Annotated in this window: 13 protein-coding genes and 3 pseudogenes; 12 read left to right on the top strand and 4 right to left on the bottom strand. The window is 61.6% G+C overall.

From position 1 onward, the window contains the following. Window positions 1-622 precede the first annotated feature (622 nt). Together ACTJKF_RS16085 and ACTJKF_RS16080 are read left to right on the top strand one after the other, a co-directional pair. On the top strand, window positions 623-1,021 hold the full coding sequence (locus ACTJKF_RS16085) for a hypothetical protein (RefSeq protein WP_440624556.1): 399 nt from the start codon (window positions 623-625) through the stop codon (window positions 1,019-1,021). A gap of 152 nt (window positions 1,022-1,173) precedes the next feature. Then, window positions 1,174-1,845 carry a response regulator gene (locus tag ACTJKF_RS16080; protein ID WP_440624501.1) on the top strand — a complete coding sequence of 224 codons (672 nt, stop codon included), beginning with the start codon at window positions 1,174-1,176 and terminating at the stop codon, window positions 1,843-1,845. Between the two features lie 292 nt (window positions 1,846-2,137). On the opposite strand, the gene ACTJKF_RS16075 is transcribed toward ACTJKF_RS16080, so the two are convergent. After that, window positions 2,138-4,372, bottom strand: a complete 2,235-nt coding sequence (locus ACTJKF_RS16075; RefSeq protein WP_440624500.1) for a LamG-like jellyroll fold domain-containing protein — start codon at window positions 4,370-4,372, stop codon at window positions 2,138-2,140. A 558-nt stretch (window positions 4,373-4,930) separates the two neighbouring features. On the opposite strand from ACTJKF_RS16075, the gene ACTJKF_RS16070 reads away from it, so the two are divergent. The 4 genes and pseudogenes from ACTJKF_RS16070 to ACTJKF_RS16055 all read left to right on the top strand — a co-directional run bounded on the left by ACTJKF_RS16070 (window position 4,931) and on the right by ACTJKF_RS16055 (window position 6,838). Next, window positions 4,931-5,269, top strand: coding sequence for a DUF3579 domain-containing protein (locus tag ACTJKF_RS16070; protein WP_440624499.1), 339 nt, complete (start codon window positions 4,931-4,933; stop codon window positions 5,267-5,269). A gap of 95 nt (window positions 5,270-5,364) precedes the next feature. Continuing rightward, window positions 5,365-5,711: pseudogene (locus ACTJKF_RS16065) on the top strand (methyl-accepting chemotaxis protein); the annotation flags it as partial. A 170-nt stretch (window positions 5,712-5,881) separates the two neighbouring features. Next, window positions 5,882-6,202 (top strand): hypothetical protein, encoded by a 321-nt coding sequence (locus tag ACTJKF_RS16060; RefSeq protein WP_440624498.1) that lies wholly within the window; start codon window positions 5,882-5,884, stop codon window positions 6,200-6,202. A gap of 3 nt (window positions 6,203-6,205) precedes the next feature. Beyond that, the gene (locus ACTJKF_RS16055) at window positions 6,206-6,838 is read left to right on the top strand and encodes a response regulator (protein WP_440624497.1); all 633 of its coding nucleotides are present in this window, start codon (window positions 6,206-6,208) and stop codon (window positions 6,836-6,838) included. Window positions 6,839-7,134: 296 nt separating this feature from the next. Here ACTJKF_RS16055 and ACTJKF_RS16050 read toward each other — a convergent pair. Continuing rightward, window positions 7,135-7,350, bottom strand: a pseudogene (locus tag ACTJKF_RS16050) (methyl-accepting chemotaxis protein); the annotation flags it as partial. Between the two features lie 132 nt (window positions 7,351-7,482). On the opposite strand from ACTJKF_RS16050, the gene ACTJKF_RS16045 reads away from it, so the two are divergent. The 4 genes and pseudogenes from ACTJKF_RS16045 to ACTJKF_RS16030 all read left to right on the top strand — a co-directional run. Continuing rightward, window positions 7,483-8,610 carry a porin gene (locus ACTJKF_RS16045; protein ID WP_440624496.1) on the top strand — a complete coding sequence of 376 codons (1,128 nt, stop codon included), beginning with the start codon at window positions 7,483-7,485 and terminating at the stop codon, window positions 8,608-8,610. A 123-nt stretch (window positions 8,611-8,733) separates the two neighbouring features. Further along, window positions 8,734-10,482 carry a methyl-accepting chemotaxis protein gene (locus tag ACTJKF_RS16040; protein WP_440624495.1) on the top strand — a complete coding sequence of 583 codons (1,749 nt, stop codon included), beginning with the start codon at window positions 8,734-8,736 and terminating at the stop codon, window positions 10,480-10,482. A gap of 545 nt (window positions 10,483-11,027) precedes the next feature. After that, window positions 11,028-12,554, top strand: coding sequence for a methyl-accepting chemotaxis protein (locus ACTJKF_RS16035; RefSeq protein ID WP_440624494.1), 1,527 nt, complete (start codon window positions 11,028-11,030; stop codon window positions 12,552-12,554). A 74-nt stretch (window positions 12,555-12,628) separates the two neighbouring features. Next, window positions 12,629-12,742 (top strand): annotated as a pseudogene (locus tag ACTJKF_RS16030) (IS5/IS1182 family transposase); the annotation flags it as partial. 26 nt (window positions 12,743-12,768) lie between these two features. On the opposite strand, the gene ACTJKF_RS16025 reads toward ACTJKF_RS16030, so the two are convergent. Next, entirely contained in the window at window positions 12,769-13,245 is a 477-nt protein-coding gene (locus tag ACTJKF_RS16025; RefSeq protein WP_440624493.1) for an OsmC family protein, read from the bottom strand. Window positions 13,246-13,337: 92 nt separating this feature from the next. Between ACTJKF_RS16025 and ACTJKF_RS16020 the strand changes: the two genes are divergently transcribed. Next, on the top strand, window positions 13,338-13,979 hold the full coding sequence (locus tag ACTJKF_RS16020) for a GntR family transcriptional regulator (RefSeq protein ID WP_440624492.1): 642 nt from the start codon (window positions 13,338-13,340) through the stop codon (window positions 13,977-13,979). 223 nt (window positions 13,980-14,202) lie between these two features. On the opposite strand, the gene ACTJKF_RS16015 is transcribed toward ACTJKF_RS16020, so the two are convergent. Next, on the bottom strand, window positions 14,203-15,225 hold the full coding sequence (locus tag ACTJKF_RS16015) for a LacI family DNA-binding transcriptional regulator (RefSeq protein WP_440624491.1): 1,023 nt from the start codon (window positions 15,223-15,225) through the stop codon (window positions 14,203-14,205). 190 nt (window positions 15,226-15,415) lie between these two features. On the opposite strand from ACTJKF_RS16015, the gene ACTJKF_RS16010 reads away from it, so the two are divergent. Continuing rightward, window positions 15,416-16,564, top strand: a complete 1,149-nt coding sequence (locus tag ACTJKF_RS16010) for an ABC transporter ATP-binding protein (RefSeq protein ID WP_440624490.1) — start codon at window positions 15,416-15,418, stop codon at window positions 16,562-16,564. Window position 16,565 lies beyond the last annotated feature (1 nt).

Below are 16,565 nucleotides of genomic sequence, written 5' to 3'. Positions count from 1 at the left end.
TTGACTCAAACGCATCGATGCGCGTAGCTGCCAGCTCAGCTGGCCAGGCCTTGCCCCATCAACACCTGGTTGGCCGAACATGGGAATTGTGCCGATAAAATTTTCAGGAATTTCCGACAGATATCGGGCTAGGACCGACTGCGACTCGCAAGGTATATTGCGATCCAATGCAAATACGACCTGGATTTCGGGAAATTGAGCGATTTCCTTGTTGTGCTTCATCTTCGTCTCTCTCTCCACCGAACGTATTCCCGGAAGCGGTGGAGTTTCCGCGTCACGTCCGCGTGACGCGGCTTTTTCACATGGGCCGCGCCAGACATGGCGAGACAAATATTCATTGCCGTAGGGCGGCGCTTAACGTGTGCGACAAATAGCCGGATCGAACGAAAAGCGTAGGAGCACGTATCGGTCAAAGCTCAGTTGCGAATCGTTACCGTATCGCCCCATCGCCATGGTCTGCCATTGCAACTTTGCACACTTTTCATTGCGAAGGTGCGAACCCGGATTGAAACGAACGAGGTCTATGTGTTCGCGCGCGCGTTCACGGCCTCACATATTTCTCTTGAAACAGCAAGGTAAACCTCAGGTGAAAAGCAATTACTATCTCCCCATTCTCGCGGCAATGGCAATCAGTTTGTCGACGCCCCGACTGGCAATGGCTGATGACGTGAAGAACGCGTTGGGTGGTGCATTAGGTGGGGCGGCTGGCGCGGCGGTAGGGAGTGCTCTCGGTGGAAACACGGGAGCGGTAATAGGGGGAGCGGTCGGCGGTGGTGCCGCTGGCGCAGTAACCTCAAGCCGTCGCGAGCGGACGGGCGCCATTGTAGGCGGCGCACTTGGGGGGGGAGCGGGCGCTGCAGCCGGCAATGCAATGGGCGGTCGCACGGGCAGTATCGTGGGCGCCGCCATCGGCGGTGGTGCCGGTACGGCGCTGGGCGGCCATGTGTCGCGAACCAACTCGTATGATCGTGAGCGCGATCATCACAAAGGGCGACGCCACCGCGCTCCGGCGTACCGATAATGAAGGCCTCATGTCGCTGATATGCCAAAGACCGTCATGCTACGTTGCGCGTTGTGCGACCTATACTGCCGAGGGCAGCATAACCAGCACAAGGTAATCTCCCATCCCGCGAATGATGGCGCACTTTCTGTGGGCGCGGCAGGCTATCCGCGATGAGCATGCACGTCCTGCTTGTCGACGACCATCCGGTCGTGCGCCAGAGCCTCGCACAATTGCTCATCAGTTGCGGTTGTGCCACCGAGGTCACCGAAGCAACGACCGGAGCGGAAGCACTCGCGGTGGTCCTGAAACGACCTTACACCGTGATCCTGCTCGATATCTCACTACCGGACATGAATGGTATCGAGGTACTGGGACGCTTGAAACGCAAGGCGCCGAACATTCCTGTCCTGATGTTCTCGATGCATTCCGACGACCAGTACGCTGTACGTGCGTTGAAATCGGGTGCCGCCGGCTATCTGTCGAAAACAGCCGAGGCAGGGCAGCTTTTCGCTGCTATCCGGCAAGTCGCTGCAGGTCGCAGATATGTCAGTCCATCGATGGCCGAAGCGCTCGCTGATCACGTACTGGGCGATAGCGAGCAGCGGGCGCATGAATCGCTTTCGGACCGGGAATACCAGACCATGTGCATGCTCGCGTCGGGCATGCGCCTGACAGAGATTGCAAGCGTGCTGTCTCTGTCGGTGAAAACGGTGAGCGCCTACCGCACGCGACTGCTCAAAAAAATGAAGTTGCGCAACAACGCCGAAATTACGTCCTACGTGATCAATCATCGCCTTGTGGATCTGGATGTGTCGAAACCTGAATGGAACCTCGCCTTGTGAGAGAAGGGCGACAACGCGCCCGCGTTCGGCTGACCGAAGCGGTCGCCGTCGCCGTGATTGTCCATTCAGATGTGCGGGATCCTTGCTAACCAGGATCGACAGCATGAAGCAGTCCGAATTCTGGACCGCACGTGTACGGCTTGGCGTCAGATACCGGCCAGTGGGGACGTGCACGCACTGCGGGTACACCGGCACCCTATTCAACGGCGGCTTTGGAACGAATCACGGCCGCCGCGCCCTATGGGCGCGGGCCGAGACGATGTTGTCCGGAACGTGACGCCGCCGACGACGGTCAGCCTTGCGCCAGCGCCGCTATCTGATCTGCCGGCAAGGCACCGCGATAGATCCGGAATTCGTCGATTGCGCCGTTGAAGTAGGGATCGGCTTGGAATTGCGAGCGCCCGATCCAGTTCTGTGCGGTCGGACCGAGGCGCCACGGCGTGAATGCGACGTCATTCGTCTGACCAGCCTGGCTGCCGTTGACGTAGAGCGTGAGCGTTGTCCCCGAGAGGGTAATCGCCACGTGAGTCCATTGGCTGCTCGGCAGCGGTGCGGTGCCTTTGAGATTGCGCTCGTTGTGATAGCCGTTGAGCGTAATCGCGAATCGTATCGTGCCTCCGCTATTGGGGCTGAGAAACATATAGCGACCCGTGCCGGACCCGAAGTCGAAGATACGCTCCGATTGCTTCGTTGCACTCGAATTCCGGTACACCCAGGCAGCGACCGTGAAATCCGAGATGTCTTCGACGATGTCGTTCGGCAAGCTGACATAGCCGGTCGAGCCATCCAGCAGTACCGCATTGCCCGACTTGCCGGCCGTGCGTGACGCGCCGCCGACGAGTGTTCCCGTATGGCCGTTGCCGGTCGCGTCTGCGGCGCTCGTGCCGCTGGCTTCGTCGAAGGTCAGGAAGGTGTGCGGCTGGACGGCCGTCACCGCGACGACCTCGCTCGAGTTGGCGCCCTCGCCCGACGCCGTTACCGCACTGACGACGTAGTACCACGTACCCGAGGTTGGGCTGTCGGTATAGGTGAGCGGATCGGTGATGCCGCTCGCGACCATTGTGTACGGGCCGCCCGAGCTCGCCGAGCGCTTGACGTTGTAGCTCGTGCCATGCGCCACGCCCCACCAGGACAGCACCATCTCGCCTGCCGCCGGCCAGGCCGTCACGCCGCTCGGCGCGGCGGCCGGCGTCACCGGATCGCGCGTAAATGCGAGCGTGCCGTAGCCGAGCTGATCGTAGCCGCCGCTCGACGTGCCGTACGAGCCGCCGCCGCCCTCGGGTTCGATCGCGAGCGCGAACTTCTCGGACCACGGCGCGGCCAGCCCCTTGCGATTGACGTAGTGGTTGTAGATGAGCGCCCAGATGGGACGGGTGTCGCCTTGCGCGGCCGTTGAAAAGCCCGGCTGTACCACGTCGACGTTCGCGTAGCGCTCGTACGGCACCGTGAGGAAGGTCCCGTCGGATTGCTTGAGGTTGGCCTTCGCCACGTACTCGGCGCCGGCCAGGAATCGGTTGTTGTCGTGGCCGTAGAGATCGATGCCCTGGTTCCAGGCCATCTCGCAGATGACGCCGCAGAGCCCGATGCCGAGGTTGTTGTGACCCTGGTCGCGCCCGCTCTCCTGCCACTGTCCGAGGTAGCCTGGGTGCAGGTAGTAGACCGCCTGCGCGATCGCGCCGTTGCCGAGCCCGCTCAGGTAATAATTGACCGCCTCGTCGAACATCGCGTGGTCGTCGGTCAGCACGCCGATCGCCATAATCGAGGCCATGCTGCAGAGATCCCAGTTGGCCCAGTAATGCGTGTAGTCGGTGTTGTTGTGGCGGTTCAGGAAGTCGATGTTGATGGGGTAGAAGCAGTTGGTCATCATCGACTGGAACGCCGAGAGATTGCCGGCAGTCAAGCCCGGGTAGCTGCGCATGATCTCGCCGACGATCGCGAACTCGTAGCCGTAGATGCCTGCGGCGAGGTCGACGTTGGTGTCCCCGGCGAGGTTTTGCAGCGTCGAGGACCATGCGTTCATGATCGACACGGCCTTGTCGGCGTATGCCGTGTCGCCGGTGACCTTCCAGTAGAGCGCGCAAGCGTAGGCGGCAGCGATGTCGCCATAGAGCTGCGGATAGTTTTGCGGTCCCGAACCACCGCGGTTGACTGTAGCGGCCGGCCTTGGACTCCAGGTGAGGCGCGTGTGGCCGTTGGCGGTTAGTGCCTGGAAGCCGGCGTACCAGGGCTGCGCCTGCGCGGCGACTTTCTGCGCCATGCGATCGAAGTCGGCCAGCGTGTGCAGCAGACCCGGGTGGACGAACGCGTCGCTCGTCGTCACGCCGCCTTTGCCGGTTGCAGCCTGCGGGAGCACGAGGCTGGCCGCCTTGATCGTTGCCGTCGACGAAGCCGCGGCGCCGCTCACGGCTGCTTCCCCGGCGCTGCCGCCCCCGCCGCCGCATGCGCTCAGCACGAGCGCGCCGAGACCGTGGAGAAAGGTGCGGCGTGAAAGGCCTGCAGTGAGATCAGTTGGCTTGCATTTTTCCATATCGTTTTTGTTCCGTTGATGACGCCGTGGCTGGAATGGATGGGCTGGCGAAAATTGACGCAATTACAAACGTTTGCGATGCCGGGTAGCGGGCATCTCCGCTAATAGTCCATTCAGGCGGGTTAACGGAAAACGGCGAGGTTTGGTTCAGGGCTAGTCGTGTAGGGATCGATTGAAAATCACGAAGGGAAGTCCTTAACAGGCCAAAACCGGCGGCGCGGCCTGGCAAGCCAATCTTGATGGCTCGCGCCCCACATTGCAGTGATCCAACTTCCGCGAACGATCGGTTTCGTTCCAGACAAAATTCCAAGTACGACTCTTCCCATGCGCTTAACGGTCATGTAGCAGGGATGGGGGCGATCGCTTGCGGTAGGCCGAAATTTCAGCCTGTTGCTCGTGTCGATTCTGAATTTTCGGAATGGCATGGGCTTGCGGAGGGCGGCGTTGCGCAAAATAACAAACAAATCAATGGACTGCGGTTAGTTCGAGACGCCGGCGCGCTGGCACGGTTACTGCTCTGTAGAGGCTCGGCATTGAGTTCGCCCACGCAGCGCACACATGGACCGCATCCATCTCGCAACGCATGGCCAGATTCCCGGCTATTTGATCAAGGGGCTCACACGACACCCACAAGTCTTTCGTCCCGCAGACTGGGTCGAGCGCCTAACGGGCGTCATCACGCTTTTTGTGGGCGTTCGGCGGCCAGGGCTGCACATCGCGTCCACGGAACTCGCCATGCCGGTGGTCGCGGCAGGACTCAAGTGTCTGTTCGTGTCGGAGGAACCGAGGGAAATTTGCCCTGATGCTTCCTCGTTCGTGATGGGATTCGCAGCGGACAACGCGCTGCTGATCAGCGGGCAAACTGCGCCGCTGCTCGCCGTAGGTTCGCCGGATTAGTTGGTGCGGTACGTGGTGATTGTCGATTGCAGTTTCGTCGGCGTGTTGTTCTTGAGCCGGAACTAGCGCTCGGAGCCTTGCATCAAGTTGAAATTGATCGTTCGATCAGGATTTCGGAAATCACTGGAGTAATCGACGGTATCGCGTTCCAGACCAATAACGTCGCGCTGAACGTAGCGGTGGAAACGGCCCGTGATGGCGAGGAGGGTCGACGCTTTGCCGTCGTTGCGAGTGAGGTGCGTCGCCTTGCCCAACGCTCTGCTGCCGCAGCGAAAGAGATCAAGGAACTGATCGGTTAAATCAGGCGGTCCGCCAGATGGACGACGTTACACAACAGAATGCGGCTCTGGTCGAGCAGGCATCCGCGGCGCATTCGCTCGAAGACCAGGCGAGGCACGCACGTGAAGGAAGCTGTGTCGGCGTTCAAGTTTGCGGATACTGAAACTGTCGCAGTGCCAAACAGATTGCCGAAAAGCACGCAGCGTAGTTCCGGCCACAGCTTATCGGTTGTATCGGCAAAGTTGAAAGCAGGTTCGAAGAAATCTGACGGGGAGCGAATCGTTGCGACTGCGAAGCGAAAAACTCGACGGTCCACGAGTGGGAGACATTTTGATGAAAGCACTGGCAACGAGTTTTGCAGACATTCTGCCGAATGCAGCATTGGATCAGATACGCTCGAGTGGCGACGCGGTGTCGCGCCTCGGTGCCGAGCTGCTGGCTCAGATGCAGTTCGTCAAGGCGATGTTGGCGCAACTGAGCGTTACGCAACGTTGCGCCGCGGCGAATATGCTCCGGCGCGGCGTCGAGAACGTCATGGCACGCCCAGATGATGTCGCGACGCCACCTGAATATCGCGCCACGTTGCTGAATCGGGCCAATATCCTGTTAGCAGCGCTCGAATCCGCGAGCGTGCCCCGTCGCTTGATGCCGTAACACATGATCAGGATACTTATTGCCGACGATCACGCGATCGTCCGTTGCGGGCTCAGGCAGATCATCGAGACGACGAACGACATCGTCGTCGCGGCGGAAGCGACACAAGGTTCAGAGGTGGTTGACAGACTGCGTACGTGCGCCGTCGACCTGCTGTTGCTCGACATGACGATGCCCGGAGTCAACGGTGTCGATTTGATCCGGCGCGTACGCGCCGAGCAGCACGCATTGCCGGTGCTCGTGCTGAGCATTCACGACGAAGCGCAGGTGGCATCGCGCGCGCTGCGCGCGGGCGCAACCGGCTTTCTGACGATGGGCAGCGATCCGGACGTGCTGCTTGCGGCGATTCGCAAGCTCGCAGCGGGGGGGCGTTTCATCGACCCGAAGATGATTGACTTGATGGTCTTCGAAACCCATCGCGACGATGAGCTGCCCCACGAAGTGCTGTCCGACCGAGAGTTTCAGGTGCTTCAGATGCTGGTAGCGGGAAACAGTATCAACGAAATCGCCGGTGCATTCTCACGCAGTGCGAAAACGATCAGTACACACAAGATGCGGATGATGCAGAAGCTCGGTCTCGAGAACAACGCCGACGTAATTCGGTATGCGATCCGGCATGGGTTGACCGCTGCATAGCCGGGCACGCACCTGCAAGTCAAGACGGATGACTCAATCGGGCGATGATGTCGTGTCCGCCGCGCGCACTGCGGCGATGCCGGTCACGATATTTTCCGCAGCGTGTGGAGGGTCGATACGCGCTGTCACCGTTGCAGCGCGTCTACGAAAGGGCGGCAGACAGGAATGGTGACGTACACGCGTCATCGCAGCGATTGTTTTACCAGCGAAAGCAAATCGTATGAGCAGATCGTGTGCCCGCCCGCGTGCCAGCTGATTTACCGATAGCCGTAGCGCCTCTCGGCAATGCTCCGCCCTCATGCCGGGTGCGCAGTGGGCCGCAGGGGGAAAAACGCAACCACGTCGCTGAGTTGCCGCCCTTGATCCTGAGGTGAAGCAGAGGCCGCTGCGGCCTGCTCAACCAGCGCTGCATCGTGTTGCGTCACCTGATCCATCTGGGCGAAGTCGAGGTTCAACCATTCGATCCCGCGACTCTGTTCGCTCGGTGCGGCGGCAATTTCACCCATGATCTCGCACGCCGCAGAATCTTCCTGCGGAATTTTCAGGAAATCCCTACATCGATGGCCATTCAGTAGTTCTACTGGTTATCCGTATACATACTAACCAAGTGTTAACGTGCCTCTCGATGTTGTTGGTTTCATAAAATGTGGATCTTGAAAAGAAAAATATCTGGAATTTCGCTCGCTACCATCAGTTGTCTTTCCAGTGGCACGGCGTACGCCGACCGTTACGAAGGGCCTTCTGGAAACTACACAGTCCTCTACGGGATCGTCAACGACGATGTTGACTACGTTCGTACCAGGAGTGGAGGGAAGGATGTAACCGCAACACGGGTCAATTCCAACTCGTCCCGATTCGGCGTGACGGGATCGGAAGATCTGGGCAGTGGTTTGTCAGCGATCTTCCAGATCGAAAGCAAGGTCAACGCCGCCAACGGAACTGGAGCCTTTGCTGCGCGCGAAAGCTTCGTAGGACTTCATGGCGACTTTGGTGCGATCAAGATGGGCAACATGGATCCGCCCATTGACGAGATCAAAGGGATATACGGTAACGCGGCAACGGGCGTGACCAGCATCCTGAGCACGCAGGCGATCATCAACAACAACTCCGGCGACGCCTATGGGGCAAGCAATGCGGGCATCAACAACGGCTTGCCGACGATGAACGATACGATGCCCAATGCCATCAAGTACGAATCGCCGAGCGTGGGCAATACTTACATCGACCTCATGTATGCACGGCCGAAAGGCCAAAACCCCGGATTCGTGCCTTATAACGTTGGGGGCGATATCGTCTATTCGGACGGCCGGATCAGGGCGGCACTCGCGACTCAACGCAACTTTGGGGTGCGCGGCACGCGGCTGAACGACACGACGTACATTCTGACGGGCGGCGTGACCTTCGGAAAGACCTATGCGGCGCTGGTGTTTAGCACGTTGAGTGCTGACTATTCAGGCGGTACAGTCAGGCGCAATTTCTGGGGCGCGTCGGTGACGCAAACCATCGGTCTTGGAAAGGCGTACGCCTTCTATGGCCGCGCCGGAAACGGAAGCCTCGACCATCCGGGGTTGTCGCAAACGGGCGCCAGCATGTTCGAGCTGAGCTATACGTATCTCCTCTCCAAGCGGACTTCGCTCTATACGGGTTTCGTGAGGATCATCAACGAGGCCAATGCCACCTACCAACTGGGTGTCAACGGAATCAAAGGAAGTGCTACGGATGCCGGGGCGAGCGTGTCCGGTTTCATCGTTGGTCTCAAGCACAATTTCTAATGCCGAGTCGTGTTCGAAAGAGGCTGCGCTGACCAGCTGCCACGCGTCGATCCCGATTTACCAACCGGCTGTCGCAACGCACGGCAGTCTGTCCGCTTAACTCAATCCAGCAGGTTCACCGATATGAAGTGGTTCTACGATCTGAAGATAGCGAACAAGCTTGTGACGTCCTTCCTGGCTGTGCTGGTGTTGACCTCGCTGCTCGGCATTTTCTCTATTTACCAGTTGTCAACGGTGAGCAGCACGTCGGCCGAAATTGCGAACAAATGGCTACCGGACATCAGCATCGCGCTGAAAATGAAGGTTGCGCTGGTCCGCTACCGCCTTACCGAACTTCAGCACATTCTTGCGACCGACGCCGCCGCCCTTCAAGACGAGGCGCAGACGCGTGAAATCCGCTTGGCCGAGATCAGGAAATTTCGCGAGACGTATGACGCACTCAATCCTGGTGATGACGAAAAATTGTTGTCGCAGGAATTCAACAAGACGCTGGCTGACTACGTGGAAGTGGACAACAAGACGATCGCACTGTCGGCCGCAGGACAGAAAGACGAGGCGCGTCAGATATTCAATGCCGAGTCCGCGATGAAGCTGTACCAAAAGCTCAATGTCGAGATCGACGACATGGTGAAGCGGGATGAGGCGCGTGGTGCGCAGTCGGCGGCGACCGCGTCGACCACTTACGTGTCGGCTCGCGCGTGGATCATTGCGCTGCTGCTCGGAAATGTTGCAATTGGATTGCTGCTTGCATTCTGGCTCGCCCGTCTGGTGTCCCGGCCGATGAATCAGGCTGTGGCGGTTGCCACGCGTGTTGCACACGGGGACCTGACGGCTGACGTCGGCGTGACATCGCACGATGAAATCGGACAATTGATGTCGGCCTTGAGGCTGATGACAAATAGCCTCCAGAAGATCGTCGGCGGTGTGCGCACGGGCACCGATAGCATCGCCACCGCTTCCAGCCAGATTGCGAGCGGCAACACCGATCTGTCGGCCCGGACAGAAGAACAGGCCGCATCGCTCGAAGAAACGGCGGCGAGCATGACGCAACTCACTGAAACCGTGAAGCAGAATGCCGACAACGCACGGCAAGCCAATACATTGGCCACGCGGGCGACCGACATGGCCGATGCGGGAAACGATGCAGTACAGGGCATGGTCCAAACCATCGGGGAAATCAGCGGTAGTTCGACGAAGATTTCCGAGATTACCGGCACCATCGAAGGCATCGCGTTCCAGACGAACATCCTGGCGTTGAATGCAGCGGTCGAGGCTGCACGTGCCGGTGAACAGGGTCGAGGCTTTGCCGTCGTTGCCAGCGAGGTGCGCAGCCTTGCCCAACGTTCGGCCGCTGCGGCCAAGGAAATCAAGGAGCTGATCGGCTCATCCGTAGCGATGATTCAGGATGGTGCGAAACAGGCCACTGAGGTCGGTGCAACGATGGAGGAAGTAAAGCAGGCGATTAAACAGGTCTCGGACATTGTTGGGGAAATCGCTGCAGCATCCGAAGAGCAGGGTCGCGGAATTGAACAGGTCAACCAGGCGGTCAGCCAGATGGACGAGGTTACGCAGCAGAATGCGGCTCTCGTAGAGCAAGCGGCGGCGGCAGCGCATTCGCTCGAGGAGCAGGCTCAGACCCTGAAGACAGCAGTAGCCGTGTTCAAACTTGCCGACACTGAGACGTTGCCAACCCAAACTTCATTGTCCGGAAGTCAGTCGCTGTTACCTGTGCGGAGCAAGCCTGCCGTCCATGCAACGCGGAAATCGGGACGAGCAACGGGCGCGACGACAAAAGCCACCCTTGCTTCGAGCGCTGCAAGCACTGTAGCCCGTCCAGCAGATGAATCGAAGGACGCGTGGGAGACGTTCTGACGAAGATACCGGCAACGAGTATCCATCATGGCTCGTATCAGATCCAGGCAGTCGAAACGGCGGGGCAACGAATAAATGTTTTTTCGCTTGCTTCCGCCCCCGGAAGAGGAGATTCGCCGGCTGATGATTGGTTATCACCCGGCCCTTCACGGTCTTCGTCTGCAGCGCGGTGATCGTTCGCATTTAGTGACAACGCTTCGCCGATCTGCTTACCCTATATGAGGATCAGCTCTGCAAAGCGCCGCTTCGTGTAGTAATCAGTTCAACAAAATCACTGGCGCAGGTCGATTTCAGACAATCCTTACACGGCTCGCGCTTCAGTTGCGCTCTCCCTATGCCGTAAAACACGTCGAATCCATTGCGCTTCTCTCCGTAAAGTTCCGGATAGGTACGTGCCGGACTCTCGATCCGCCTGCCTGCAACGTTCTCGGATGGTTTCTCGTCAGGGTTTTACGTGTCGACGTGTTGAATGGAACAACGACGCGGCTTCACGTATGGGGACATCTCTTTGTGCTTAACAGCGTCCATTCGATTTAATCTTGTTCATGAATATCAAGCAAAAACTCCAGATTCTGGTGGTGGTAACTGTCGCGGCCATCGGCGGCGGCATCGTCGTGGCGGCGCTCAGCTTCAACTCGGCTAATGATGCGCAAGCATCGTCGCGCCAAAGCGCAAAGATCGCCCAGGGGCTCACGGAGATCAAGGCGAGCGCCGTCTCGACGATCGAGATGGACCCGTCCGGGAATGACACCAAGTCTATCTACTCGGATGCGGAGCAGAACATCGGCAAGTGGTCGGAGACCGTCAAAACGCTGATGAAGGACCCCGAGATGCAGCAGTTGCTGCGCGCGACCCTTGCTCAATGGGACACTTACGATCACAAGTCGCATGAGATCATCGATTTGGCGACTCGCGACGCGAAGACGGCCAGCGATCAGATGAACGCGCTCTACCATTCCGACTTCAAGCCGTTGCAGGCATCGCTCGAGCGTATCGTCAACCAGGTGCGCGATCACGCGCAGCAAAGTGCCGACGAGGCACAGCGCGCCAGCATGAGCGCCGAGCGGACGGTCATCACCGTGATGCTGCTCATTCTCGTGCTCGTGGTTGGCTGGATTGTGGTGCTCGCGCGCTCGATTCTTGGTGCGCTCGACAGCGTTCGCACAACGCTGGAGAGATCACGCGCGTCGCTCGACCTCACGCAGCGCGTGCCGAGCCCGAACCAGGACGAGATCGGCGCCACGGCCACGGCGTTCAACTGCCTCATGGAACGGGTCGGGGAGGCGATGCAGACAGTGCGCCAATCGGCCGAGTCGGTTGGCGTCGGCTCGAAGGAGATTGCAAGCGGCAACACTGATCTGTCGGCACGCACCGAAGAGCAGGCCGCCTCGCTGGAGGAAACCGCCGCGAGCATGACGCAATTGACCCAAACGGTGAAACAGAACAGCGACAACGCGCGGCAGGCCAATGCGCTCGCCACGCGCGCGACCGACATGGCCGACGCCGGCAATGAAGCCGTTCAAAATATGGTCAGGTCGATCGGGGAGGTCAGTGACAGCTCCGACAAGATTTCACAGATTACGGGCACCATCGAAGGCATTGCCTTTCAGACGAACATCCTTGCATTGAATGCAGCCGTCGAGGCCGCGCGAGCCGGCGAGCAGGGACGCGGCTTCGCCGTGGTCGCGAGTGAGGTGCGCAGCCTCGCGCAGCGCTCCGCCGCTGCCGCGAAGGAAATCAAGGAGCTGATCGCCTCATCGGTATCAATGATCCAGGATAGCGCGAAACAGGCAACGGAAGTCGGCGCGACAATGGGCGATGTGAAGCAGGTGATCAAGCAGGTGTCGGACATCGTCGGCGAAATCGCAGCTGCCTCCGAAGAGCAGAGCCGGGGCATCGAACAGGTCCATCAGGCCGTCTCACAGATGGACGAGGTGACGCAGCAGAACGCAGCCCTCGTCGAGCAGGCGGCCGCCGGGGCACAGTCGCTCGAAGAGCAGGCGATGAGCCTGCGCAGCGCAGTCTCGGTGTTCAAGCTAACCGATGGAGAGCCTTCCCTGGCAGGCCGCTGAAGTACCGGCGATAACGTCATCGCGGAAGGCCCCTGAAGCGTTGATGGAAGACTCCCGCTTGCCACCTGGAGATCATGCGCGGCGCCGACACATTCACCGAGAGTTTGTTATCCATGCGCAAGCTGGGCGACTTCGTTCCGAAGTCGCATCGGTTGCGTTCGATCCGTGTGATGGCGAACGAAGCACTGCGCGGGCTACGCCACCCTGGCTTGTGTCATGCGGCAGCGACCTCGATCACCGGTTCGCACCGGATCGGGAAGTTCACCGAGTTCGCCACATAGCACTTCGCATGCGCGTCGTGATGCAGCCGCTCGGCCAGCGCGCGATCGTCGCCGGCGCGAATGGTCACATGCGGGTGCAGCACGATTTCGGTGAAGCGCCCCGGCTCGGCGCTGTCGATCATCGTCCCTTCCGCATCGTCGACATACGCGAGCACGCGGATCCCCGCATCGGAACACAGATGCAGATACCAGAGCTTGTGGCACGCCGACGCCGACGCAAGCAGCAGATCCTCCGGATTCCAGCGCGCCGCGTCGCCGCGGAATGCCGCGTCCGACGAGCCGGGAATATCCGGCTTCGAACCCGCGCGGATCACATGATCGCGACCATATTCGCGATACCCCGACGTGCCGGTTCCGCGGTTGCCGGTCCACTCCACTGCCACGCGGTACTTGTGTTCGCCATGCGCCATCTCGCTCTCCTCTGCTATCGGATGTGAGGCAGCCATTGTGGCACCGGAATGCCATTTGGTATACCATTATTCCAAAATGAGGACTCTAGGGCATGGAAGGCAGACTCGATTCCACGGCGGACACGGTGGCCGCATCGCTGCGGGAGATGATCGTCAACGGCGAACTTCAAGCCGGCGAGCGGCTCGTCGAGCGCGACCTCGCCGAGCACTTCGGGATCAGCCGGATTCCGATGCGCGAAGCGATCCAGCGGCTGGAGCGCGAAGGGCTGCTGGACATCTTCCGCAATCGCGGCGCGGTCGTGCGGATGCTGGGCGCGTCCGACGTGCAGGAAATCTACGACATGCGCGTGCTGCTCGAAGGCGACGCGATCTACCGCAGCGTGAAGCGGTTCGACGACGAAACGCTCGCGCGCGCCGAACTCGTGCACCGGCTGCTCGGCGAATCGAGCGTGCCGCGCCGGCAAGGCGAGCTGAACCGGGAGTTCCATGCGCTGCTGTATTCGTGTTGCGGCAACGAGCGATTGCTGAAGGCGATCGCGGAATTGCGCAGCCAGGTCGAGCGGTACGAGCGGCTGCAGGCGATGCTGCTCGCGGATACGCCGTCGTTCCAGGTCGAGCACGACGCAATCCTGCAAGCCTGCCGCGAACGCAATGCTCGCGGCGCACGTGCGATGACGGTCGCGCATCTCGAATCCGCCCGACGCATCGTGATGCGGCTCGTCGAAGGCGAGTGAGACCGCGCCAATCCGGCCTCGCCGGTTGCCGCGCATCTCGACTCGGCGACGCGTATCGTGATGCGGCCCGTCGAACGCGACCGAGGCGGCCAGCCGATCCGCGCCGGACGCCTGTCCCGTCCGGCGGTCGGCGGTCGTTGCCGTTCGTCGCTTGGCGGATCGTGCCGCCGCACCGGCAAACCGCGTCACGCCCGGTGTGGCGCCACACGGCCCCTCACGTGCGCTAAGCCCTCGGCGCCTTACCCGTCGTCCCGCGCACTACCAGCCGCGGCGCCGACGCCGTCCGCACCCGCGACGCATCGTCGACCTGCCCCCCCGCCTCGCGCAATGCATTGAGCAGTTCGACCGCCAGCCCCGCGGCCTCGGCGGTCGGGATCGCGACGGTCGTCAACGTCGGACGCGCGTCGCTCGCCAGATGAATATCGGTAATGCCGACGACCGACAGGTCGTCGGGCACGCGCCGACCGCGATCGGCCGCCGCATGCAGCGCGCCGATCGCGGGCAGGTCGTTCGTCGCGACCAGCGCGGTCAGCCCGGGATGCGCGTTCAGCAGCTGCCCCGCCGCACGCACGCCGCCTTCGATCGAATCGTGCCCGGCGCCGACGCGCGACGCGTCCAGCCCGGCTTCGCGCATCACATCGACGAAGCCGTCGTAGCGCGCGGCCTGCACGCCGTTTGCCGACCCGCCGACGATCACGCCGATTTCGCGATGCCCGAGTTCGACCAGATGCCGCGTCGCGATCCGCCCCGCCTCGCGGAAATCCACCGCGACGCACGGCAACCCGTCGGGCGGCGCATCGGGCCGCTCCCACAGACACAGCACGACCGGCACGCCGCGCCGCGCGACGTCGACCAGATCCGGCAGGTGCAGGTTCGCGTTGGTCACGAGAATGCCTTCGGAAATCGTGCCGGCGATCTGGTCGAGATACGCACGCCCCTGCAGCGGATCTTCGTTCGTATTGCAGACGATCAGGAACTGCCCGTTGCGGCGCACCGCGTGTTCGACCGCGAGCGCGAACTCCGGATAGAACGGGTTCGCGATGCTCGACACCATGAGCGCGACCGTCGGCGCGCGCCCTTCCGCGAGCGCCCGCGCGGCCAGATGCGGCCGGTAGCCGAGCGCCTGCACCGCGTCGAGCACCCGTGCGCGGGTGGCTTCGCCCACCCGGCCGCGGTTGCGCAGCACGTTCGAGACCGTCGCGGCCGTCACGCCGGCACGGCGGGCCACTTCATCGAGTGTCGCCATCATTGACTCACTATTTGAGACGCCGATCCAGTATTTGCTTCGCTTACCGAAGCGGCGCACTATCGCCGCACACCCTGCCGCCCGACCGACGGGCGCGACTCGGCTGCGATCGCGATCGGCATTTTTTTTGATCGCGATGCTTAAGCGCTTAAGCATCGACGAAAGCGCATTAAAACATGGAGCGGAGACAATGGCGAGCATCTCGATGCGACGCGTGCAGAAGGCCTATGGCGAGCACGCGCCGGTCATTCGCGACGTCGATCTGGAGATCGGCGCGCACGAGTTCTGCGTGTTCCTCGGTCCGTCCGGCTGCGGCAAGTCGACCTTGCTGCGGATGATCGCGGGCCTCGAGGACCTGAGCGACGGCGAGCTGTCGATCGACGGCCGCCGCGTCGACGACGTGCCGGCCGCCGAACGCGGCGTCGCGATGGTGTTCCAGAGCTACGCGCTGTTTCCGCACATGACGGTCTACGAGAACATGGCGTTCGGGCTGAAGCTCGCGCGCGTGCCGAAGGCCGAGATCGACCGGAAGGTGCGCGACGCCGCGCGGATCCTGCAGCTCGATACGCTGCTCGAGCGCAAGCCGAAGGCGCTGTCCGGCGGCCAGCGGCAGCGCGTCGCGATCGGCCGCGCGATCGTGCGCGAGCCCGGCGTGTTCCTGTTGGACGAGCCGCTGTCGAACCTCGACGCGGCGTTGCGCGGCCAGACCCGCGTCGAGATCGCGAAGCTGCACCGGCAGTTCGAACGCGCGAGCGTCGTCTACGTGACGCACGACCAGACCGAAGCGATGACGCTCGCCGACAAGATCGTGCTGCTGCACGCCGGCGCCGACACCGCGCAGCACGGCAGCATCGCGCAGGTCGGCGCGCCGCTCGACCTCTATCACCATCCGGCCAGCCGCTTCGTCGCCGGCTTCATCGGCTCGCCGCGGATGAACTTCCTGCCGGCCGTCGTCGCCGCGTGCGACGCGCGGCGCACGACCGTCACCGTCGTGCCGTCCGGCGAGACCTTCACGCTGCCGCGCGACGGCGCCGCGCTCACGCCGGGCGCGACCGTGACGCTCGGCATCCGCCCCGAACACCTGACGCTCGGCGCCGTGCAGGACGCGACGACGCTCGCGCGCGACGTCGCGCTCGTCGAACGCCTCGGCGAGCAGACCTACGTGCACCTCGACCAGCCCGGCGGCACGCCGCTGATCGCGAAGGTGCCGGGCGACGCGCCGCTGCGCCGCGGCGAACGCGTGCACGCGCAGGCGCCGGCCGCGGCCTGCCACCTCTTCACCGAAGACGGCCGCGCGGTGCCCGCGTGCGCCGACCTTTCCGTCCACCACTACGCATAAG

The organism is Burkholderia sp. 22313 (assembly GCF_052045245.1).
Classification (GTDB): domain Bacteria; phylum Pseudomonadota; class Gammaproteobacteria; order Burkholderiales; family Burkholderiaceae; genus Burkholderia.
The sequence above is the reverse complement of the archived record's forward strand: the minus strand, read 5'-3'. Positions and strand labels throughout refer to the sequence as shown.